We start from the raw sequence: 20,122 nt of genomic DNA on the forward strand, positions 1-20,122 counted from the left end.
AAGGGACCGGTTCTGCACCGATCCCTTGTTTTGTCTTAAAACCTAAAGGTTCGGTTACTCCGCGGCCTCCGCCGCCGGCAGGACCGAAATAAAGGTGCGGCCCTTGAGGCCCTTGTGGAACTTCACGTTGCCGTTGGCTGTGGCGAAGATCGTGTGATCCTTGCCCATGCCCACGCCTGCGCCCGGCCAAAACTTTGTGCCGCGCTGACGCACGATGATGTTGCCACCGATGACCACTTCGCCACCGTATTTCTTAACGCCAAGGCGGCGACCCGCTGAGTCGCGACCGTTACGGGATGAACCGCCAGCTTTTTTATGTGCCATATCGTGTTCTCCTTATCCGACTTATTTCGCCAGCTCGGCCGCTTGTGCCACCCACTCGGGTTTCACTTTTACGGCGTCAAAGCTGTCTACGTCTACTTTCGCGAGGTCTGCAAAAGTTGTGATGCCCGCTGCGACCAGCTTCTTGGCGGCGGCCGGGCCGACACCTGTGATGGCTGTCAGATCGTCGCCCGCTGCGGCTGGCGCAGCTTTTGGAGCGGCTTTCTTGGCCGCAGGCTTGGCTGCCGGAGCGCCCCCGGAGACAGACCCAGACACAGACCCAGATCCGATCGCGGCTTTTACGCCGGTCGTGTCACCACCCTTAGCAAGGATCTCGGTGATGCGCAGAAGCGTGAGCTTCTGGCGATGACCAACGGTGCGCTTGGAAGAGTGCTTCCGGCGGCGCTTCACAAAGTTGATCACTTTCTTGCCCTTGATCTGGTCGATCACTTCGGCCTGAACGGCCGCGCCGTCAACCATAGGGGCGCCCACAACAGGTGTGTCGCCACCGAGCATGAGAATTTCGTTGAACTGGATTGTTTCGCCAGCTTCGGCCGCAAGCTTTTCAACGCGGAGCACATCGCCCGATTGAACTTTATATTGCTTGCCGCCCGTCTTGAGGACCGCGAACATGGGTCTTTCCTTCTCTTCTTCCGCGTCTTACGGCCCCGCTTTTGCGGTGTTGTGGAGCGGGCTATTGCCTGTCTCCGCCTTCAAACAGCGCGCCTCTCTGGGAGACGTCATTAAAAACAAACCGGCCAGGGTTTCCCCTCCGGTCGCGCGCTTATCGTGAATAGACCCGCGCAAGTCAAGCACCAAGCGCGCGATTTTTACGCCTTTTTGGCCGCAAACCCCGCCTGCCCCGCCCTCAAAGCTCCTGGGCAGGGCCCAGCTCGGCCAGGCGCAGCGCCAGCTGCTCATAGCGCGTGCCGGTCAACAGGTTTTGCACACCATTCATCAGCTCGTAAACCTGCTGCATTGTCGGGTGCTCCAAAGCCTGCGCGTAGCGCAAAAGCTCCGCATCTGAAAAGGGCTCATAAATCCGCGCCGCCGCCGCCAGCGAGAGCTGCTCGATCTCCTCAGCCAGCGCGCTTGCCTGCTCCTGCATCAGACTGCGCAGCGCAGCCTCGTCAATCCGCGCGATCACCCCCGCATCCGACGCCGCCAGCAAAAACCGGATCTGCACCTCCTGCATCGCTTCCACGCCAATGTTTTGGGGGTCGATCGCATGGTTCATACGCTGCAAAATCTGAAGCCGCGCTGCCCCTGTCGCGCGCATCTCTGCCAGCAAGGCCTCTCCCCGCGCCACATCCTGCGGCGTGTCCGCAACAGCATGGGCCGCGTTTTCCACCGCAACCAGGCGCAATCCGAGCGCGCTGGCATAAAACTCCGCCGCATGTTCCAGCATCTGGGGGGAAAGCGCCGCCCCCAACAGCGCCTTTGCCTCCGCCCGGATCGCCTCGGGCGCAAAGACCTCATCCGCAATCTGGGTCCAGCGCAGGCCAAAATCACTGGCCTCAAGCCCCAGCATCTGCGGCGCATCCGTGGCCCCAAGGCGCATACTCTCCAGCGCCACATCAAACCCCGTCACCCGTAAGAAAGCCTCCAGCCGTGCATCACTCACAGGGGCCGCGAGCGCGCTGCCAGCAGCGAGCAAGGCCGCACACAGCAGGCCAACACGCCCCAAAACACTCCCTCTCAGCATGAGTCTCAACATGGTCTGTCCTTTCGCACCCTCTGCGCGCAGCCTAAGCCATCGCCGCAGAGGTTCAATCAAAATCAGCCACAAAGCCCGCCACAAACCGGTGGTTTGCCACGGCGGCCGGATGCGCTAGGCTCTGGCCACTTGCATGATACGAAAGCCGCCCATGGGCCTGCGCCTCTCCCTTGCCGTCACAACTGCCCTGCTGGGGCTGGGCCTCTTGGGCGCGCTTACCGCGCAGTGGCTCGGCCTGCCCCTGCCTTTTCTGCTCGGCGCGCTGCTTGCCACGGCCCCAATGGCCATCTGCGCCCAAGCGCGCCTGCCCAGCGGCTATCGCTTTCCCGAAAGCCTGCGCCTGCCTTTCATTGCGCTCATCGGGGCGCTGATCGGCGCTCAGGTCACCCCCGAGCTGCTCGGCGGGCTGCCCGATCTGCTGCCCTCGCTTTTGGCAATCCTTGTCTTCGTGCTCCTGGCGCAGGGCGGCAATTATCTGATCTTTCGCCGCTTGGGCGGCTATGATGCGGCCACGGCCTTCTTTGCCGGCGCGCCCGGCGGGCTGATTGAATCCATCGCCCTCGGCCAGGCCGCCGGAGCCACGCAACCCACCCTCATTGCCCAGCAATTCCTGCGCATTATCCTGGTGATCACCCTGGTGCCCCTGGGGCTGTCGCTCTGGCTGGGCGCACCGCTGGGCAGCGCCGATGGCATGATCCTGTCTCCCCATGCCCCCAGTGTAAGGATGTATCCGCTCGCCGCTGTGATACTGGGGCTTGGCCTCTTTGCGGGGCGGGCCCTGAAGCTGCCCGCCTGGCAGCTCACCGGCGCGCTGCTGGTGTCGGCAGGGTTTGCGCTTCTGGGCGCGCCGCTGGCCCTGCCCAACGCGCTCATGTTGCTGGCGCAGCTGGTGGTGGGCTGCGCTTTGGGGATGCGGTTTGCCGGCCTGACCCTGCGCAGCCTGCGCCGCTGCCTCTGGCTTTCTCTTGTGTCGCTGGGATTCATGTTTGCCCTTGGGGCGGGGCTGGCTGCGCTGCTGCTGCCCGCCACCGGCGAAACCTTTGAAACGCTTTTCATCACCTTCGCGCCCGGCGGGGTCAATGAAATGGCCCTTGTGGCGCTCAGCCTCAACGCCAACCCCGCCTTCGTCACGCTCCACCACATCTTGCGCATCCTGTTCACGGTGCTGCTTCTGGGGGCGCTGTCCAAACGGCTCTTCAAAGCGCCGCCACCGCAGTGAGGCGTTGACCAAGGCCCTTGAGACAAGTTATTGAACAATTGTTCATTTACACTCGCAGGGAGAGACACCATGCAACTCACAGCCACCAAAGCCATCATCACAGGCGGTGCCTCCGGCCTCGGCGAAGCCACAGCGCGCCATTTTCGCGCCGAGGGAGCCTCGGTCACCTTGCTGGACCGCGACGCCAGCCGGGGCGCGGCCCTGGCAGATGAGATCGGCGCGCATTTCTGCGAAACCGATGTGACAGATGAGGCCAGCGTTGCCGCGGCCATCGACAGCGCCGTGGCCGCCATGAACGGGCTCACCTGCGCCGTCAACTGCGCCGGCATTGCCCCACCGGCCAAAACACTGGGCCGCGAAGGGCCGCATCCGCTTTCGCTCTATCAAAGCGTGATCGACATCAACCTTGTGGGCTCGTTCAATGTCGCGCGCCTCGCCGCAGCGGCCATGGCCAAAGCCCAGCCCGATGAGAACGGAATGCGCGGCGTGATCATCAACACAGCCTCCATTGCCGGCTTTGAAGGCCAGAAGGGCCAGGTTGCCTATGCCTCCTCCAAAGGGGGGATTTTGGGCATGACCCTGCCCATGGCCCGCGATCTGTCGCGCGACAACATCCGCGTCATGGCCATCGCGCCGGGGATCTTCGCAACCCCCATGCTCAAAGGCCTGCCACAAGAGGTGCAAGATGCGCTGGCCAAAGACGTCACCTGCCCGCAACGGCTGGGAGACCCTGCGGAATACGCCAAACTTGCGGGTTTCATCGTGCAATCAGACTATCTCAACGGCACCTCGATCCGCATCGACGGCGCCTTGCGGATGCAGTGAACCGCCGTAGGGTGCGCAATCTCTGCGCACCTGCCGATCCGGCCGCACAGTGCCCCGCCTGTCCGGCGACGCGCCGACCGGATCACTTTTTTGTCAGAAATCTGAACGGTGTCCTGAAACCTTAACAAATCCACCGCCCCCCGGGGCGGTTTTGCCGGTGCACGCAGGGTGCACGCGGTGTGCACGCTTTTCACCCCCCTGTTTTGGCGGGTGTCACAAAGTCTCACCGGCGCGTTCGGCCTTGTCTTCAAGCGTTAACCATTCCTCTTCGGCGGCGGCCAAGGCGTCTTGGCGCTGCACCAAGGCCTCGGTGGCTTTCTTGAATTTGACCGGCTCTTTGGTGAAAAGGTCAGGCTGCGCAAGAAGCGTTTCCAGCTTGCCAATCTCGGCCTCAAGCCGGGCAATTACGCCGGGCAATTCCTTCAGCCTGTGGATTTGCGTAAAACTCATTTTGGGGCTGGGCTTGGGCTTGGCTTTCTTGGGCTTTGCCTTGGAAGTCTTTGAAATATCTTGCTTATCCCAGTCGTCACTCTCAGGGCGCTGTGCCTGATAGTCGCTCCAGCCGCCAGCATAGACCGTCGCCTTACCGTCGCCTTCCATCGCCACGGTAAGGTTGGCCACCCTGTCCAGAAAGTCGCGGTCGTGGCTGACCAGCAGCACGGTGCCGTCGTAATCGTCCAGAAGCTCTTGCAGCAAATCAAGCGATTCCACGTCCAAATCGTTGGTCGGTTCGTCCAGCACAAGCAGATTGCTCTCGCGTGCCATCAGCTTGGCCAGCAAGAGCCGCGCCTTCTCGCCGCCCGAAAGCGCCTTCACAGGCCCTCGCGCCTGCCCCTCGTCAAACAGAAATTCTTTAAGGTATCCAACAACATGGCGCGGCATTCCGCGCACCATGATCTGGTCGGCCTTGCCCGAAACCCGCATGTCAGGGTCGCCCGTGAGGCTGTCCCAGAGGCTCATTTCAGGGTCGAGCTGCGCGCGCGCCTGATCAAAGATCGCCGGAGCCAGATTGGTCCCGAGTTTTACCGTCCCCGAATCAGGTTTTTCCTGCTTCATCAGCAGCTTGATGGCCGTTGTCTTGCCCACACCGTTCGGCCCGACAAAAGCAATCCGGTCGCCACGCTGCACGGTGAGGTCAAACTCTGTTAAGATCTGCTTGCCATCATAGGCTTTGGACAGCCCCGTGGCCTCGATCACCTTTTTCCCCGACGCCACCCCACTCGCCAGCGCCATGCTTGCTGTTCCTTGGCGCCTGATCTGGCCTGCGCGTTCGGCGCGCAGCTCGGCAAGGGCGCGTACACGGCCCTGATTGCGCTTGCGCCGCGCACTGATCCCTTCCACAGCCCAACGGGCCTCGGATTTGATCTTGCGGTCCAGTTTGTGGCGCGCTTGGTCCTCTTCGTCCCAAAGCTTGTCGCGCCAGGCTTCAAAATGCTCGAAACCCTGCTCATTACGGCGGCATTTCCCCCTGTCAATCCAGAGGGTTGCGCGGGTGAGCTCACGCAAAAATGCGCGGTCGTGGCTGATCAGAACAAAGCCCGTGCGCGTGGATTTCAGCTCGCTTTCCAGCCAGCGGATCGCTTCGATATCAAGGTGGTTTGTGGGCTCGTCCAACAACATCAGCTCGGGGGCCTCGGCCATGAGCTTGGCCAAAGCCGCGCGCCGCCTTTCCCCGCCACTGGCGGTTTCCACAGGGCGCTCAGGGTCAAATTTCAGCCCCTCCCCAGCCCGCTCCACACGGTAAAGCTCGCCCGGCTCAAGCCCGCTTGAGGCATAGTCTCCAAGCGTTGAAAACCCCGACATATCAGGGTCTTGCTCCATATACCCTACGCGCACTCCCGGCCCGGAAACCACCTCGCCACGGTCCGGCTCCACCAGCCCGGCCATGACCTTCATCAAGGTGGATTTCCCCGAGCCATTGCGCCCCACAAGCGCCACCCTGTCTCCGGGTTGCACTGTGGCCGAAAGGCCCTCGAAAACGGGGTTTCCACCAAATGTCAGAGCGACATCATTGAGCTGTAAGAGGGGTGCGCGTGCCATGGGCAGAGCGCTATCCGCAGAGCCCTCTGGCGTCAAGCACTGTTAGGCCGCAAGGCTGCGCAACAGCCGCTGGCGCGCCGGCGGAATCGCCCCAACCTCAAGCCCCGTGAACACATGCAGCGTGCCCAGATGCGCATCCACCACCGCATGGTCACTCACCCAGCCGCCCATGGCCAGATAGCTGCGCAGCAAGGGCGGCATCTGCGCCAGCGCGCGTTTCAAATCAGGCCGCACCGGCGCGCGCGCCGCAAAGCGCACAACCCGGCGGGCCTTCACACCCGGCTGCCAGGGCGGCGGCGCAAGGTGACGTGCGCGCAGCAGTGCAAAACTGTCCTGATAAGGCTCAGGTGTTACCCCGGCAAAAGAGACGCACCCAAAGAGCATTTTAACTGCGTTTTCATCAACATAACGGGTCAAGGCCGCCCAAGCGATGCGCAGCACATCCGGGTCCCGCAGCGCCGGGTCCACACAGAAGCGGCCCAGCTCCAGCAGCGGGCCGTCAAACCCCGCCAGCGCCTCCAGCGCATAAAACTGCGCCGCATAGCTCTTTGTGATGTCGGCGCTTTGGGCCAGCAGCTGCAACCGAAAACAGCCCAGAAGCCGGCCGCCGAAATCTTCGAGTAAAATCTGGCTGCACTGGGCGTCAAAGGGGTCGCTGTCTTGCCCTTCGGTGCCAAAAAAAGCTTTGTGGCGCAGGCCGCGGGCGGCCCGCACATCAGCCGCATCCACCGCCACTCTGACGCGATACCCCCCTTTTTCAAAGGTCTGCATCCCAACACCCCTCGCCGCCTCAAACACACCACGCGCCGGGCAAGCCTAGCACAGTTCCTCAGCGGCGCGAGGGGGTATTTGCCTCAGAAGCCCTCGGGCGAGAAGCGGCCAATATTGCCCAGCAGCTGGCGCAAGAAGGTGTTGTTTGTCACGCTTGATTCGGTCACACGCCGCGACAGGGTGACAATCTGGCCATCCTGAAGCGAGAAGCGCTCGACATTCTGCACAAGCCCCGCATCTGTAAAGCTGATGGCCAGCACCTCGCGCTCTATTTCCTTGGGCCGCAACGCCCCGAAATAGCGCATCTTGCTTTTGACATAGTAATAACTGTTGTCATCCAACACCCCCGAAACCGACGGCGCGCCAAGGCTTTCAGACAGGCTCTCGCGGGAATCAACGCCCACAACAATCTCCGCCAGCGCGCTGTCACTGGGGATATAGCCAAAGTCGCGGTGGCTGGCCGCACAGCCGCTCAGCCCCATGAAAACAACCGCCATCAGCGCATAAAGCTGGCTCTGTCGAAAAACTGCGTGACTCGGTTTCATCTCTGCCCCTTGTGTCGGCTGACCTGGCCTCTTATCCCGATTACTAAGGATATGCCTCTGATTCAAGGAGCCAAGCAGTGGCCGAAGACTTTCAAGATGTCGCGATGATCGCCGTTTCGCGGCTGAGCGCAAACCAGAGCTACAGCTTTCAGCTGCGCCCGGATGCCGCGCTGCGCGCAGAGATCGCCGCCGATCTCGGGCTGATCAGCCTCAAGAAAGCCCGCCTCGTTGGCACCATTGCGCCACATGGCGCCGATGACTGGCTGCTGCGCGCAGCGCTCGGGGCCAGTGTTCAGCAGCCCTGTGTGATCAGCCTTGAGCCGGTGGGCGCCAGAGTGGAAGAACCTGTTGAACGCCTGTTCCTGCGCGAGATGCCCGAATTCTGCGATCTGGAAGACGATGCCGAAATAGAAATGCCCGAAGATGAGCGCGCCGAGCCGCTGGGCAGCCACATCAACCTTGTGGATGTGTTTCGCGAAGCGCTGGCGCTGGCCATCCCGTCTTATCCGCGCGCAGAGGGGGTGGCCCTTCAGGGGGCTGTCTTCACGGAGGCCGGCAAAACCGCGCTCACCGATGAAGATAGCAAGCCCTTTGCGGGGTTGGCCGCGCTCAAGGCCAAGCTGCAAACGCCGGAGGAGTAAAAGCCGTTTGCGGGCAAAATTCGCTCTTGCAACTTGATTGATTCCGGCTATTTTCGCGCGCTCTTACGAATTTAGGGTTGGACAGGCTCATGGCTTTTGCATATGAGCAGACAGAACCCGAACACGCAGGGCTTCGCCCTTCTGAAACTGGGCTTTTTTGCCCCTAGATAATTGAGGTTGTGACATGGCTGTCCAACAGAACAAAGTCTCCAAATCGCGTCGCAACAACCGTCGCGCCCATGATAGCCTCACGGCTGCAAACCCCAACGAATGCCCAAACTGCGGTGAGCTCAAGCGCCCACACCATGTGTGCCCTGATTGCGGCCACTACGCAGACCGCGAAGTGATTGCTGTCGCGGATGAAGTCGAGATCGACGAAGACGCGGCCTAAGCCGGGACTTACGCATGAGCCCGACACAAACGCCCACGCCTGCTTCAGAGACGCCGCAGGCACAGCGTGTTGTGATTTCGGTTGATGCCATGGGAAGTGACAAAGGGCCAGCGGCAATCGTCGCTGGCTGTTCGCGTGCGGCCAAGGCCGATGCGAGCATCTTCTTTTTGCTCCACGGCCAGCAGCGCGCGCTGGAAACGCTCGTGGCAGCCAAGAAACACTTGCAAGGCCGTTGCCAGATCATTGATGCCCCCGGGGTTGTCTCGATGGAAGACAAGCCTGCACAAGTCATGCGCACGGGCAAACAAACCTCGATGTGGTCTGCTCTGGAAAGCGTGCGCAAGGGCGAAGCGACCGTCTGTGTCTCTTGTGGAAACACCGGCGCGTTGATGGCGCTTTCGGTGATCCGGCTGCGCAAAATTCCCGGGGTCTACCGCCCGGCCATTGCGGTGCTCTGGCCCTCGCGCAACCCGCAGGGCTTCAATGTCATGCTTGATGCGGGCGCAGATATTCGCGCCGATGAGCGCGACCTGTTGCAATATGCGCTGATGGGCGCCTCCTATGCCCGCAACGGGCTTGATATTGCCCGCCCCCGCGTGGGTCTGCTCAATGTGGGCACCGAAGAGTTCAAGGGCCGCGCCGAGATCCAGGCCGCCAACGACCTGATCGCCGAGAATGCCGCGACAGCGCGGTTTGACTATGTGGGCTTTGTGGAAGGCAGCGATCTTCCGGGCAAACGCTGTGATGTGATCGTCACCGATGGCTTTACCGGCAATATCGCCCTCAAGACAGGCGAAGGCACCGCCAGCCTGATCCGCGATTTCTTGCGCGAAGCGTTCAATTACACACCTCTGTCGCGTCTCGCGGCGCTGCTGGCCTATACCTCTCTCAAACGCCTGAGCGCGCGGATTGATCCGCGGCGTGTCAATGGCGGGGTCTTTCTGGGTCTCAACGGAACCGTGGTCAAATCTCATGGCTCCGCTGATGCCACCGGCGTCAGTGCTGCCATCAAGCTGGCGGTTCAGCTTGCCCAGAGCGGCTTCAACCAGAAGCTCGCCGCGCGCATTTCGGCCGCAACCATGCTGGCGTCCGACACGGGCGAGACCGAAACCGAGCAAGGCGACAGCGCCGCACAGGAGGCAGGCGCATGACAAGTCGCAGCGTGGTGATCGGCTATGGCCATTATCTGCCCGAGCAGATTGTGGAAAACGCCGCCTTTGAAAAGACAATCGACACCAGCGATGAATGGATTCGCACCCGATCGGGCATTGAGCGGCGCCATTTTGCCGCCAAAGGGCAACATACCTCCGATCTGGCGGCCGAGGCGGCCACAGCCGCGCTCGCCAATGCAGGACTTAGCGCCAACGATCTGGACGCCATCATCGTTGCCACCTCCACACCCGATCTCACCTTCCCCTCGGTCGCCACCATGGTGCAGCAGAAAATCGGCATGGAGCGGGGCTTTGGCTTTGATGTTCAAGCCGTCTGCGCGGGATTCGTTTTTGCACTTTCCACCGCCAACGGGCTTATCCTCTCCGGTCAGGCCCGGCGTGTGCTGGTCATCGGGGCAGAAACCTTCAGCCGCATCATGGACTGGAGCGACCGCAGCACCTCGGTTCTGTTTGGCGATGGGGCCGGTGCGCTGATCCTTGAGGCCCAAACAGGCAGTGGCACCACAGATGATCGGGGCATCCTGGCCTGTGATCTCAATTCAGACGGGCGTTACAAAGACATGCTCTATGTCGATGGCGGCGTCTCCAGCACCGGAACGTCGGGCAAATTGCGGATGCAAGGCAATGCGCTGTTCCGCCAGGCGGTTGAAAAACTGGCCGCCACCGCCGAGGCCGCCCTTGAGAAGGCCGGTCTGGGCCATGCCGATGTCGATTGGATCGTGCCGCATCAAGCCAATATCCGCATCATTCAGGGGACTGCCAAAAAACTGAATGTGCCCATGGAGCGGGTTGTGCTGACCGTGCAAGACCATGGCAACACCTCGGCGGCGTCGATTCCGCTCGCGCTGTCTGTTGGTGCAAGCTCGGGGCGGATCAAACCGGGCGATCTGGTGCTGACCGAAGCGATTGGTGGCGGCCTTGCCTGGGGCGCTGTGGCGCTGCGCTGGTAAGAAAAGGCCGGTTGGCCCGGCCCCAGGGCCCGCCAGCGGCGGATCTGCCCAAAAATACGCCCACAAAGACACAGGAATGCCGCCGGAAAGCAACAGTGCAAGTCATTGATATTGACGCGCTCTCTCACTCAAGCCTATTCTGGCACGAAAGAGGGATGACGAAATTCCCTCATAGGGGGACTTTATGACTGAAAAAACACTTACACGCATGGATCTGAGCGAAGCCGTTTTTCGCGAGGTTGGCCTGTCGCGCAATGACAGCGCCGAATTGGTGGAAAGCGTGCTCCAGGAAGTTTCTGACGCGCTCGTGAACGGCGAGCAGGTCAAGATCTCGTCCTTTGGCACCTTCTCGGTGCGCCAAAAGACGGCGCGTGTGGGGCGCAACCCAAAAACAGGCGAAGAAGTGCCCATCAACCCGCGCCGCGTGCTCACTTTCCGCCCGTCGCATCTGATGAAAGACAGAGTCGCCGCAGGCAACAAAGGCTAGGAGCGACAGGGATATGGCCAAATCTGCCGACGCCTTTCGAACCATCAGCGAAGTGGCTGACTGGCTTGGCCTGCCCAGCCATGTTCTGCGCTTTTGGGAAAGCAAGTTCAGTCAGGTCAAACCCGTCAAACGCGCCGGTGGGCGGCGCTACTATCGCCCCAATGACATGCTTCTGCTGGGGGGAATCAAGAAACTTCTGCACGAAGATGGCATGACCATCAAAGGCGCACAAAAAATGCTGCGCGAAAGCGGTGTCAAAGCCGTGGCCGACCTTTCCCAACCGCTGGATGCCGAGCTCGATGCCGAGTTGAGCGAAGAGCTTGAGACCTCCGCCGAGCCCACCCAACTTTCGTCCGAGGCGGATGCGGCGCCAGAGGCTCCTTATGTGGAGGCGCCCGCAGAAGCCCCCAAAGCTTCGGAGGTGATTGCCTTCACCCCACAAGCGGCCGCGACAGACCCTGCCGACCCGCAAAGCGAGCTCCCCTTATCCGCGCCGACGGCCGAACAAGCGCACATACCCTCAGCCGGCGCAGAAAACAGCGCACTCCCCTCACCGGATTTGCCAAAAGACCCCGGCGATCAAGACCCCGACGTGGATGCCGGCGTGCTCAGCCGCCTCGCCGCCTTCCGTGCGCCCATGAGCGCGCAGATGCGCAGCCGGCTTGAAGAAATCCGCACCGAGCTGAGGGCGCGAGGCGGCTAAGGCCCACCTTTGAGGCGCCTGCCTGCTTGCGGCCATAGCCTGCCCTGACACCGCGTGACGGTTCCTTGAAAAACCGGCCCGATTTGCCCTTGCCCTCCTGTGCAAATACGCTATGAAGCTGCCTAAGTCGGGCTATAGCGCAGCCTGGTAGCGCGTCCGTCTGGGGGACGGAAGGTCGCAGGTTCGAGTCCTGCTAGCCCGACCATTACCACCCTTCCCCAGCCCCATTGAGCCTACCACACCCTGCAGCAGACGTTTTTGAAACGGACGGTGCTCGGCGCATCGCGGCACCAGCCCCCCGGAGAAATGTCAAAAGTGAAGGCCGAGATTGGCATTTGTGAAAAGCAATGCTGCGCGCAGATTGGGCGTTTTTTGCCTGCCCCCGGGCACGAAACTTGTTACAACAGCCCAAATTGCCCGTGAAAGGACAGAGAGATGACAGGCGTTCTGGCCAGCCAACAGCTACTTGAGATGACCCAAGCGGGGATGATCCATGCTGCGCAGCCCTATGTGGAGGGGCAGGTCCAGCCCGCCAGCCTTGATCTGCGCCTGGGCGCGCGGGCCTGGCGGGTGCGTGCGTCCTTTCTCGCTGGTGCGGGCCGCACAGTGGCCGAGCGGCTTTCAGAATTTGAAATGCACCAGATAGACCTCACCCAAGGCGCCGTTCTGGAAAAGGGCTGCGTCTATGTGGTCGAGCTGCAAGAGCGCCTTGCGCTGCCCCAAACCATCCAGGCCGTGGCCAATGCCAAAAGCTCCACCGGCCGCCTTGATCTGCTCACCCGCACCATCACCGACGGGGGCGAGGAGTTTGACCGCGTGCCAGCCGGCTACAACGGCCCGCTTTACGCCGAGATCTGCCCGCGCTCCTTCTCGGTGCTCGTGCGCCCCGGGATGCGCCTCAACCAGATCCGCTTTCGCGATGGTCAGGCCGTGCTCTCTGATGACGCCCTGCGCGCGCTGCACGCCGAAATCCCGCTGGTCGATGGCGCCACGCCGCTGATCGACGAGGGCCTCGGCTTCTCGGTCGATCTACGCCCGGCCGGCAGCACCCTTGTGGGCTATCGCGCCAAACCACACACCGGCGTGATTGACCTGGACAAGCTGAACCACTACGCGCCCGAAGATTTCTGGGAAGAAGTGCGCAGCAAAAATGGGCAAATTATCCTCGATCCGGGCGCATTCTATATCCTCGTGAGCAATGAAGCCGTCTGCATCCCGCCGGATTATGCCGCCGAAATGGCCCCCTATCTGGCCATGGTCGGCGAGTTCCGGGTGCATTATGCGGGCTTCTTTGATCCGGGCTTTGGCTATGCTCCCGCAGGTGGGGCCGGCTCGCGCGGGGTGCTGGAAGTGCGCTGCCATGAAAGCCCCTTTGTTCTGGAACATGGCCAGATCGTGGGGCGGCTTGTCTATGAAAAAATGGCGCAGACTCCCGCCGAGCTCTATGGTGCGCGGATCGCTTCAAACTATCAAGGCCAGGGCCTCAAGCTCTCAAAACACTTCAAAAGTTAAAAACGCGCACCGCGCCGCGCCATGCGCGCAGCCTTGGTCAGGCCCTTGGTGGCGCTTGCGCTGCCCTTTTTGTTGGCGCGCTGCATGGCCTTGCGCATCACGAGCCGCAACAGCATGTTGATCAGCCTGTTGGCGTTCATGGTCAGTCTCCTCTGGCTGCGGAGAGGTTAACCGCACATTGTGCAGAAAATAAGGCGTTAATCCTCAAACAGCTCGCTTTGACCTTCCTGCGCTTCCTCCGCCAGATCCTCATCGCCCGCGCCTGGCGTGGGCATCATATTTGGCGGCAGGCGGCTTTCCAGAAGCCCCGAGGCACGCAGCTCTTTGAGCCCCGGCAAGTCGCGGGCCGATTCCAACCCGAAATGATCCAGAAAATCGGCTGTCACAACAAAAGTCACAGGCCGCCCCGGCGTCATCTTGCGCCGCCCAAAGCGGATCCACTCCATCTCCAGAAGCTGGTCAATCGTGCCGCGGCTCACGCTCACACCGCGGATCTCCTCGATCTCCGCCCGCGTGACGGGCTGGTGATACGCGATGATCGCCAGGGTTTCGATGGCGGCCCGGCTGAGCTTGCGCACCTCCACGGTTTCTTTTTGCATCAAAAACGACAGGTCCGGTGCGGTGCGCAGCGCCCAGGCGTCGCCCACTTTGACCACCCGCACACCGCGCCCCTCATAACGCTTGCGCAAGTAAACAAGCGCCTCTGCGGCGTCACTCCCGTGGGGCATCCGCGCATTCAGCTCCGCCACAGTCACCGGCTCGGCGCTGGCAAAGAGGATCGCCTCCACCATGCGTTCTTGCTCGGCAATCGGCGGAGCCTCAAAGAGACTTTCCTCTGTCTGATCAATGCTTTCTGCGTCGTCATTCATGTTATTCACGGCTCTCAGCTCTGCGGCGCAACTCGATGGGCGCAAATGTTTCTGACTGGCGCAACTCCACGCGCCCTTCCTTGGCCAGCTCCAGCGAGGCGGCAAATGTCGAGGCCGTGGCGCTGCGCATGCGCGCCGCGTCCTTGTCCCAGCCCTCGGGAATATAGCTTGAAATCACCGTCCAATCGCCAGCAAAGCCGATGAGGCCGCGCATCCGCTCCAGCGCGTTTTCCAGCGTGTAAACAGCGTCACGGTCCATCACAAACGGGCGAAACTCGTCGCGCGTTCTGAGCCGCGAATACCCCTGCATGAGGTCCAGCAGCGTGGCCGTATAGCGGACGCGCTTGATCCGGGTCACATCCTCTGGCAGCCCGCGCGCAAAAAAGTCGCGCCCCAGCCGGTCACGCGCCATGAGCCGCGCCGCCACATCGCGCATGGCCTGCAAGCGCTCAAGCTGAAACGCCAGATGCGCCGCAAGCTCCTCGCCGCTTGGCCCCTCCTCGCTCGGGTCCGGCGGCAAGAGCAACCGCGATTTGAGAAAAGCCAGCCATGCCGCCATCACAAGGTAATCCGCCGCCAACTCGATCCGCAGGCTCTTGGCGCGCTCCACAAAGGCCAGATACTGCCGCGCCAGTTGCAAAATGCTGATCTTGGTGAGATCCACCTTCTGCGTGCGCCCCAGCGTCAGCAGAACATCAAGCGGCCCCTCAAAGCCGTCAACATCAATAATCAGCGCCTCGGCGTCGAGCCGCTCGGCAACACTCAGGGGTTTTTGGTCTTCTTCAAAGTCATCAGCTGGCATAGACGCGCCCATTCAAAAGCGCCTCAAGCTCGGCTTCCAGCGCCGAAATGTCAACATCCGAGGGCGTGATCCGCTGGCTCAGGGCCTTTTCAGCCCGCGCCTGCGCCGTTTCGCTCATCTCGCCCGCCGCTTCGGCCACAGCCCTGCGCTCGGCCAGCGTGCCGTTGCAATGCAGGATCACATCACAGCCCGCTGCCAGTGCGGCGCGGCTCAGATCCCCCAAATCGCCCTGAAGCGCCTTCATCGAGATGTCATCGGTCATGATCAGCCCGTCAAAGCCAAGCTCATCGCGGATCAATTCCATCACCGTCTTGCTCAGCGTCGCGGGGGCCTCGTCAATCTGCGGATAGCGGATGTGCGCGGTCATCCCCATTGGCATGTCATTCAGCGCCAAAAAAGGCGCGCCATCGCTGGCAATCAGCTCTTCGCGGCTGACATCAACACTGGGCAGCTCGAAATGGCTGTCCGCCACCGCCCGCCCATGGCCGGGGATATGCTTGGCCACAGGCAGCACACCGCCGTCCAGCATCGCTTCCGCCGCCGCACGGCCAAGTGCCGAAATGCTTTCAATATCAGCCCCATAACAGCGGTTCTTCAGAAAGTCATGGGTCTCCGGAAAGGCGATATCGAGCATCGGCGCACAATTGCTGTCGATCCCACACTGGCGCAGCTCATGGGCAATCAGCCGAAAGCGCAGATAAAAGCTGCGCGCGGCCTCTGTCCCGGCGCGCTGCGCTTGCTCAAGCGGCGGCAGCCAAGCGCGCCACTCTGGCGCAGACAATCGCTGCACGCGCCCGCCCTCCTGATCAATGGTGATCGGGGCTTCGCGCCCCACAGCGTCGCGCATCTGGTCGCAAAGCCGGTTTATTTGCGCCGCGCTCTCAATATTGCGCGCAAACAAGATAAACCCAAAGGGGTTCACATCCCGAAAAAACGCCCGCTCATTCGCGCTCAGCACAAGCCCCTCAGCATCCAAGATGGTGGCCCCGTAGCGCCTCACTTGCTGGCCACCGAAATGCAATCGGCCCGCTCGGCCAGGAGAGCGGCACAAAAGCGGCGCGAATCTGCAAGATCTGCAAAGCCCTGGGCGCGCAGCCTAAAAAAGACCCGCCCGCCGCTCTCTGCGCGCTGCACCACAGGCGATTTGCCTTCAAAGTAGGCTTCAAACCGCTTGCTCAGCCGTGTCCACTCCCGCTGGGCCACTTCGGCGCTGTCATAGGCCCCCAGCTGCACAAGCCGCGTGCCCACAGGCAGGCGCTCAGAGGCGACATCCACCAAAGCAGCTTCAATGGCCGCAGCCACCACAGGGGCGCGCGCGCGGCTTGCGTTCGCGCGTTTGGGCCGCAATTGCGGGCGCAACGAGCGAATGACAACCGGTTGTGCCTGTGCCGCAGCTTCGGTTGCGGGCGTTGTCAGCGCAGCAAGCTCTAAATCCTGCTCCGTCACATCCTCTTGGGGGGCTGCCTCCTCGCTCGGAACCACGGGGCTAACCGCCGCTTCCGTGGCGTCAGGCATGAGCAGAGGTGCCTCGCCTTCGGCGAGTTTTTCCACCAGCGCGCGCACCGAGCTGATCTGCGCACTCACCGGCTCCTCCTCTATGCTGCCCTCCTCGGGCAGGAGCGCCACCGAAGGCGCAGCCACCACCACAGACGGCGCAAGCGCGCCCGCCAATGGCTGGTCTTCCTCCAAAAGGCTCACCGGCGCAGGTGCCAATACCAGACGGTCGGCGGGCTTCTCGGCACCGCCCTGCGCCATCACCTCATTGACTGACAACCCCTGGTGCGCCGCCGTCACCCCCCCCGGCGTTTTCGGAGCCACCCGCATGGGCCCGTCCGCGGCAGCAGAAACAACCGGCACGCCCCCCGCATCGCGCGAGAGCACACCATAGCCCCAGATGCCGATCCCCACGACCAGCCCAAAAGACACAGCCGCACCGGCGTAATGGGTCAAACTTGACAGGGACCGCGTGTGCGCGCCTGTGCCACCAGGTGGAGTTTGTGCCATACAGTGCCTCGTCTTCCTAAGCGTCGCACAAAGCGTCGCTGTTGCCTGCTCAAACCGCTTGTCACATTTTTCAGGTGATTTCATCCAGCGGCGTTGCCCCAAGAATAGCAAAACCACGCGAGAACACAACTTCACAAGCACCAATAACCGCAGGGCAAATGGCTTTTTCGCCACGCTTTTGAGCCGCCTGCCGCGCGGCCAGAAGCATCTGCGCCACTTGGGCCAGAAATTGTCCAAGCCGGTGGGGCTCCGCGCGCCTGTTCGCCAAGTCCAGCACCTGTGGAAAATACGCCAGATGCAAGGCCAGCCTGCGTTGCTCAGAGGGCCACGGCCCCTCTGCCCCGGCGTGCTGCGATGCAGCTGCCAGCCCCGCCAGTTTTGACGCCGCATATTGCATCACAAAAGCCGGGTTGCCCTGATCGGGGCGCAAATAAGGTTTCTGGGTCACATCCAGTGCAGCCTCTGGGCGGTGAGCCAGAACATACAGGCGCGCAAGCTGCTCTTGCGGCGGCAAGAGCGGCGGCCCCATGGCCATCGCGCCGAGCGCCTTGCAACGCAAGTCAGGCGCATCTTGCCCCAATAGGGCCTCAAACAGCCCCGGCCGAAACTTGGCCCCCCGGCTGGCAAAAAAGATCACCTCTTGCGCCCCGCCGAGCGCGGCTTGAAGGCGCGCGCCATCTTGGCAAAGTTGCGCCCACTCCGCCGGGCTGGCCGCCCCAAAGGCCTTGCCTGGGCCCACAAGCCGGGCCAAAGGCGCTTCCATGGCCTCTGGCGCCACATCCGCCGGCTGCGCCACAAACTGCGCTGTTGCACCGCTTTGCGCAGCCAAGCGCGCAACCGCTTGCGCACTCCAGAGCTGGCGGTTTTCCTGCGGGTTTTGACAGAGGCACAATAAGGGCCGCGCGGCTTTTGGCTTATGCGGGGCAAGCGCGTCGGGCCGCAGCCCTGCGTGCAGAGCCGTTTGGCTGAGGGTGAGGTTGACAAACCCGCTCCCCGCCACCTGCGCGCCCTCTACCATCTCGCACGAAAGCAAGGCTTGCGCCAAGTGCTCTGCCAGCGCGCGGGGGGGCAGGCCCAGCTCACGGGCCGCCCGCAGCGCCGCCGTCACGCAAACATCTCCGTGCAGCGCATCTTTGGCCGGCACCGCCGCGCTGACATCAAGGCCAGCCGCGTGCTGCCCCGCAATATCGCCCAAAGCCGCACAAACGGCGGCGTCAATCTGCTCATATAGCCCCAAGCGCGACATAAATGCACCCTGCCCCTTATTCTGACTGGTATTTCGTATGCGCGCGGTATATCGGCCCTCAACGAACAACCCAAGGACATATCATGGACCTGCGCAATATCGCCATCATCGCCCACGTTGACCACGGCAAAACAACGCTCGTGGACGAGCTTCTGAAACAGTCCGGTGCCTTCCGCGCCAATCAGGACGTGGCCGAGCGCGCGATGGACAGCAACGACATCGAGCGCGAGCGCGGCATCACCATTTTTGCCAAACCCACCTCTGTGGAATGGAAAGGCAAGCGCATCAACATCGTGGACACCCCCGGCCACGCCGATTTCGGCGGTGAAGTCGAGCGTATCCTGAGCATGGTGGATGGTGTCGTCCTGCTGGTGGATGCCGCAGAAGGCCCCATGCCCCAAACCAAATTCGTGACCTCAAAAGCACTGGCGCTGGGTCTGCGCCCCATCGTTGTGCTCAACAAGGTCGACAAAACCGATGCCGAGCCCGACCGCGCGCTGGATGAATGCTTTGATCTCTTCGCCTCTCTGGATGCGGATGACGACCAGCTTGATTTCCCGCATATGTATGCCTCCGGCCGCTCCGGCTGGGCCGATCACGAGCTGGACGGCCCACGAAAAGACCTCACGGCCCTGTTTGATCTCATCGTCAATCACGTTCCCGCCCCCAAGCAGGTGGCGCGCCAGGGCGAAGACTTCAGCATGTTGGCCACCACTTTGGGCGCCGATGCCTTTGTGGGCCGCGTTCTGACAGGTCGCGTGGAAAGCGGCACGCTCAAGGTGGGCGCAACCGTGCAGGCGCTCAGCCGCATCGGCCAAAAGATCGAGCAATTCCGGGTCACCAAAATTCAGGCCTTCCGTGGCCTCGCCCAGCAAGACATCGAAGAGGCCCAAGCGGGTGACATCGTCTCCATCGCCGGCATGTCCAAGGCCACCGTGGCCGACACCATCTGCGCTCTCGCGGTTGACACAGCGCTGCCCGCACAGCCGATTGATCCGCCCACCATCACTGTGACCTTCGGCATCAACGACAGCCCGCTTGCAGGGCGCGAAGGCAAAAAGGTCCAGAGCCGTGTTATTCGTGACCGCCTGATGAAAGAGGCCGAGAGCAACGTTGCCATCAAAGTCACCGACACCCCCGGTGGCGAGGCTTTCGAGGTGGCGGGCCGGGGCGAGCTTCAAATGGGCGTTCTGATCGAAAACATGCGCCGCGAAGGCTTTGAGCTGGGCATCTCCCGCCCCAAAGTGCTCCTACGCGAGGAAAATGGCCAAACATTGGAGCCAATCGAGGAAGCCACCATTGACGTGGATGATGAATACTCTGGCGTTGTCATCGAAAAGCTGACAGGCGGCCGCAAGGGCGATCTCGTTGAAATGCGCCCCGCCGGCGCGGGCAAAACCCGCATCATCGCCCATGTGCCCTCGCGCGGCCTGATCGGCTATCACGGTGAATTCCTCACCGACACGCGCGGCACCGGTGTCTTGAACCGTGTGTTCCATGGCTGGGCGCCGCACAAAGGCCCGATGCCAGGCCGGCGCGCGGGCGTTCTGATCTCGATGGAAGCGGGCGAGGCCGTGGCCTATGCGCTCTGGAACCTGGAAGACCGTGGCAAGATGTTCATCGGTGCACAAACCAAGATCTATCAAGGCATGATCATCGGCGAACACAGCCGCGAGAACGACCTTGAGGTCAATCCGCTCAAAGGCAAAAAGCTCACCAACGTGCGCGCTTCCGGCACCGACGAGGCCGTGCGCCTGACAACCCCGATCACGCTGAGCCTGGAAGAGGCGATTGCCTATATCAACGATGACGAGCTCGTGGAAGTCACGCCTGAGAGCATCCGCCTGCGCAAGCGCCACCTCGACCCACACGAGCGCAAACGCGCTTCAAAACAGCTCTAGAACGAA

General features: G+C 61.9%; 22 protein-coding genes and 1 tRNA gene. 11 read left to right on the plus strand and 12 right to left on the minus strand.

Annotated elements, in window-relative coordinates:
* Nucleotides 1–54: 54 nt before the first annotated feature.
* From rpmA to Q0478_RS12440, 3 genes are all read right to left on the minus strand, one after another.
* Entirely contained in the window at nt 55–324 is a 270-nt protein-coding gene (gene rpmA, locus Q0478_RS12430) for a 50S ribosomal protein L27 (RefSeq protein WP_263761113.1), read from the minus strand.
* A 21-nt stretch (nt 325–345) separates the two neighbouring features.
* Nucleotides 346–954: a 50S ribosomal protein L21 gene (locus Q0478_RS12435; protein ID WP_298679745.1), complete on the minus strand. Its 609-nt coding sequence runs from the start codon at nt 952–954 to the stop codon at nt 346–348.
* A 235-nt stretch (nt 955–1,189) separates the two neighbouring features.
* Nucleotides 1,190–2,038: a DUF2059 domain-containing protein gene (locus Q0478_RS12440; protein WP_298679747.1), complete on the minus strand. Its 849-nt coding sequence runs from the start codon at nt 2,036–2,038 to the stop codon at nt 1,190–1,192.
* A 133-nt stretch (nt 2,039–2,171) separates the two neighbouring features.
* On the opposite strand from Q0478_RS12440, the gene Q0478_RS12445 reads away from it, so the two are divergent.
* On the plus strand, nt 2,172–3,257 hold the full coding sequence (locus tag Q0478_RS12445; RefSeq protein ID WP_298679749.1) for an AbrB family transcriptional regulator: 1,086 nt from the start codon (nt 2,172–2,174) through the stop codon (nt 3,255–3,257).
* Between the two features lie 69 nt (nt 3,258–3,326).
* Complete coding sequence (locus tag Q0478_RS12450; RefSeq protein WP_298679751.1) at nt 3,327–4,082, plus strand: SDR family NAD(P)-dependent oxidoreductase; 756 nt, start codon at nt 3,327–3,329, stop codon at nt 4,080–4,082.
* Nucleotides 4,083–4,295: 213 nt separating this feature from the next.
* Here Q0478_RS12450 and Q0478_RS12455 read toward each other — a convergent pair whose 3' ends face one another.
* The 3 genes from Q0478_RS12455 to bamE all read right to left on the minus strand — a co-directional run bounded on the left by Q0478_RS12455 (nt 4,296) and on the right by bamE (nt 7,438).
* Entirely contained in the window at nt 4,296–6,122 is a 1,827-nt protein-coding gene (locus tag Q0478_RS12455; protein WP_298679753.1) for an ABC-F family ATP-binding cassette domain-containing protein, read from the minus strand.
* 42 nt (nt 6,123–6,164) lie between these two features.
* Entirely contained in the window at nt 6,165–6,893 is a 729-nt protein-coding gene (locus Q0478_RS12460; RefSeq protein ID WP_298679755.1) for a GNAT family N-acyltransferase, read from the minus strand.
* Nucleotides 6,894–6,976: 83 nt separating this feature from the next.
* Nucleotides 6,977–7,438, minus strand: coding sequence for an outer membrane protein assembly factor BamE (gene bamE / locus Q0478_RS12465; protein ID WP_298679757.1), 462 nt, complete (start codon nt 7,436–7,438; stop codon nt 6,977–6,979).
* Between the two features lie 77 nt (nt 7,439–7,515).
* Here bamE and Q0478_RS12470 point away from each other — a divergent pair, with 77 nt between their 5' ends.
* The 8 genes from Q0478_RS12470 to Q0478_RS12505 all read left to right on the plus strand — a co-directional run bounded on the left by Q0478_RS12470 (nt 7,516) and on the right by Q0478_RS12505 (nt 13,294).
* The gene (locus tag Q0478_RS12470; protein ID WP_298679759.1) at nt 7,516–8,079 is read left to right on the plus strand and encodes a DUF177 domain-containing protein; all 564 of its coding nucleotides are present in this window, start codon (nt 7,516–7,518) and stop codon (nt 8,077–8,079) included.
* 184 nt (nt 8,080–8,263) lie between these two features.
* Entirely contained in the window at nt 8,264–8,470 is a 207-nt protein-coding gene (gene rpmF / locus Q0478_RS12475; RefSeq protein WP_089888470.1) for a 50S ribosomal protein L32, read from the plus strand.
* Nucleotides 8,471–8,484: 14 nt separating this feature from the next.
* Nucleotides 8,485–9,621 carry a phosphate acyltransferase PlsX gene (plsX, locus tag Q0478_RS12480; RefSeq protein ID WP_298679764.1) on the plus strand — a complete coding sequence of 379 codons (1,137 nt, stop codon included), beginning with the start codon at nt 8,485–8,487 and terminating at the stop codon, nt 9,619–9,621.
* Nucleotides 9,618–10,592 (plus strand): beta-ketoacyl-ACP synthase III, encoded by a 975-nt coding sequence (locus Q0478_RS12485; protein ID WP_298679766.1) that lies wholly within the window; start codon nt 9,618–9,620, stop codon nt 10,590–10,592. The genes plsX and Q0478_RS12485 overlap by 4 nt, the downstream gene beginning before the upstream one ends.
* A gap of 184 nt (nt 10,593–10,776) precedes the next feature.
* Nucleotides 10,777–11,079 (plus strand): integration host factor subunit alpha, encoded by a 303-nt coding sequence (gene ihfA / locus Q0478_RS12490; protein ID WP_298679768.1) that lies wholly within the window; start codon nt 10,777–10,779, stop codon nt 11,077–11,079.
* A 13-nt stretch (nt 11,080–11,092) separates the two neighbouring features.
* Nucleotides 11,093–11,782 (plus strand): MerR family transcriptional regulator, encoded by a 690-nt coding sequence (locus tag Q0478_RS12495; protein WP_298679770.1) that lies wholly within the window; start codon nt 11,093–11,095, stop codon nt 11,780–11,782.
* Between the two features lie 128 nt (nt 11,783–11,910).
* Nucleotides 11,911–11,987 (plus strand) — tRNA-Pro (locus Q0478_RS12500).
* Nucleotides 11,988–12,217: 230 nt separating this feature from the next.
* Nucleotides 12,218–13,294: a 2'-deoxycytidine 5'-triphosphate deaminase gene (locus Q0478_RS12505; protein WP_298679772.1), complete on the plus strand. Its 1,077-nt coding sequence runs from the start codon at nt 12,218–12,220 to the stop codon at nt 13,292–13,294.
* Here Q0478_RS12505 and Q0478_RS12510 read toward each other — a convergent pair.
* From Q0478_RS12510 to Q0478_RS12535, 6 genes are all read right to left on the minus strand, one after another.
* A complete protein-coding gene (locus Q0478_RS12510; protein WP_298679774.1) occupies nt 13,291–13,434 on the minus strand; it encodes a hypothetical protein in 144 nt (47 codons plus the stop codon). The genes Q0478_RS12505 and Q0478_RS12510 overlap by 4 nt on opposite strands.
* 57 nt (nt 13,435–13,491) lie before the next feature.
* On the minus strand, nt 13,492–14,163 hold the full coding sequence (gene scpB, locus Q0478_RS12515) for an SMC-Scp complex subunit ScpB (protein ID WP_298679776.1): 672 nt from the start codon (nt 14,161–14,163) through the stop codon (nt 13,492–13,494).
* Between the two features lies 1 nt (nt 14,164).
* Nucleotides 14,165–14,965, minus strand: a complete 801-nt coding sequence (locus Q0478_RS12520; RefSeq protein ID WP_298679778.1) for a ScpA family protein — start codon at nt 14,963–14,965, stop codon at nt 14,165–14,167.
* The gene (nagZ, locus tag Q0478_RS12525; RefSeq protein WP_298679780.1) at nt 14,955–15,965 is read right to left on the minus strand and encodes a beta-N-acetylhexosaminidase; all 1,011 of its coding nucleotides are present in this window, start codon (nt 15,963–15,965) and stop codon (nt 14,955–14,957) included. Before nagZ ends, Q0478_RS12520 begins: the two co-directional genes overlap by 11 nt.
* Complete coding sequence (locus tag Q0478_RS12530; protein ID WP_298679782.1) at nt 15,962–16,969, minus strand: SPOR domain-containing protein; 1,008 nt, start codon at nt 16,967–16,969, stop codon at nt 15,962–15,964. The genes nagZ and Q0478_RS12530 overlap by 4 nt, the downstream gene beginning before the upstream one ends.
* A 70-nt stretch (nt 16,970–17,039) precedes the next feature.
* Nucleotides 17,040–18,215: an arginine--tRNA ligase gene (locus Q0478_RS12535; RefSeq protein WP_298679784.1), complete on the minus strand. Its 1,176-nt coding sequence runs from the start codon at nt 18,213–18,215 to the stop codon at nt 17,040–17,042.
* A gap of 83 nt (nt 18,216–18,298) precedes the next feature.
* Between Q0478_RS12535 and typA the strand changes: the two genes are divergently transcribed.
* Nucleotides 18,299–20,116, plus strand: a complete 1,818-nt coding sequence (gene typA, locus Q0478_RS12540) for a translational GTPase TypA (protein WP_298679785.1) — start codon at nt 18,299–18,301, stop codon at nt 20,114–20,116.
* Nucleotides 20,117–20,122: the final 6 nt, after the last annotated feature.

The organism is uncultured Lentibacter sp. (assembly GCF_937123735.1).
In the GTDB taxonomy this organism is placed as follows: Bacteria; Pseudomonadota; Alphaproteobacteria; order Rhodobacterales; family Rhodobacteraceae; genus Lentibacter.

Excerpts from the sequence above, each read along its gene's own strand:
- rpmF (WP_089888470.1), top strand. The coding sequence starts at position 8,264 with ATGGCTGTCCAACAGAACAAAGTCTCCAAATCGCGTCGCAACAACCGT.
- rpmA (WP_263761113.1), bottom strand. The coding sequence starts at position 324 with ATGGCACATAAAAAAGCTGGCGGTTCATCCCGTAACGGTCGCGACTCA.
- typA (WP_298679785.1), top strand. The coding sequence starts at position 18,299 with ATGGACCTGCGCAATATCGCCATCATCGCCCACGTTGACCACGGCAAA.
- Q0478_RS12495 (WP_298679770.1), top strand. The coding sequence starts at position 11,093 with ATGGCCAAATCTGCCGACGCCTTTCGAACCATCAGCGAAGTGGCTGAC.
- Q0478_RS12440 (WP_298679747.1), bottom strand. The coding sequence starts at position 2,038 with ATGTTGAGACTCATGCTGAGAGGGAGTGTTTTGGGGCGTGTTGGCCTG.
- Q0478_RS12450 (WP_298679751.1), top strand. The coding sequence starts at position 3,327 with ATGCAACTCACAGCCACCAAAGCCATCATCACAGGCGGTGCCTCCGGC.
- Q0478_RS12455 (WP_298679753.1), bottom strand. The coding sequence starts at position 6,122 with ATGGCACGCGCACCCCTCTTACAGCTCAATGATGTCGCTCTGACATTT.
- Q0478_RS12530 (WP_298679782.1), bottom strand. The coding sequence starts at position 16,969 with ATGGCACAAACTCCACCTGGTGGCACAGGCGCGCACACGCGGTCCCTG.
- Q0478_RS12485 (WP_298679766.1), top strand. The coding sequence starts at position 9,618 with ATGACAAGTCGCAGCGTGGTGATCGGCTATGGCCATTATCTGCCCGAG.
- bamE (WP_298679757.1), bottom strand. The coding sequence starts at position 7,438 with ATGAAACCGAGTCACGCAGTTTTTCGACAGAGCCAGCTTTATGCGCTG.
- Q0478_RS12460 (WP_298679755.1), bottom strand. The coding sequence starts at position 6,893 with ATGCAGACCTTTGAAAAAGGGGGGTATCGCGTCAGAGTGGCGGTGGAT.
- Q0478_RS12510 (WP_298679774.1), bottom strand. The coding sequence starts at position 13,434 with ATGAACGCCAACAGGCTGATCAACATGCTGTTGCGGCTCGTGATGCGC.
- ihfA (WP_298679768.1), top strand. The coding sequence starts at position 10,777 with ATGACTGAAAAAACACTTACACGCATGGATCTGAGCGAAGCCGTTTTT.
- plsX (WP_298679764.1), top strand. The coding sequence starts at position 8,485 with ATGAGCCCGACACAAACGCCCACGCCTGCTTCAGAGACGCCGCAGGCA.
- Q0478_RS12435 (WP_298679745.1), bottom strand. The coding sequence starts at position 954 with ATGTTCGCGGTCCTCAAGACGGGCGGCAAGCAATATAAAGTTCAATCG.
- Q0478_RS12535 (WP_298679784.1), bottom strand. The coding sequence starts at position 18,215 with ATGTCGCGCTTGGGGCTATATGAGCAGATTGACGCCGCCGTTTGTGCG.
- scpB (WP_298679776.1), bottom strand. The coding sequence starts at position 14,163 with ATGAATGACGACGCAGAAAGCATTGATCAGACAGAGGAAAGTCTCTTT.
- Q0478_RS12505 (WP_298679772.1), top strand. The coding sequence starts at position 12,218 with ATGACAGGCGTTCTGGCCAGCCAACAGCTACTTGAGATGACCCAAGCG.
- Q0478_RS12445 (WP_298679749.1), top strand. The coding sequence starts at position 2,172 with ATGATACGAAAGCCGCCCATGGGCCTGCGCCTCTCCCTTGCCGTCACA.
- Q0478_RS12520 (WP_298679778.1), bottom strand. The coding sequence starts at position 14,965 with ATGCCAGCTGATGACTTTGAAGAAGACCAAAAACCCCTGAGTGTTGCC.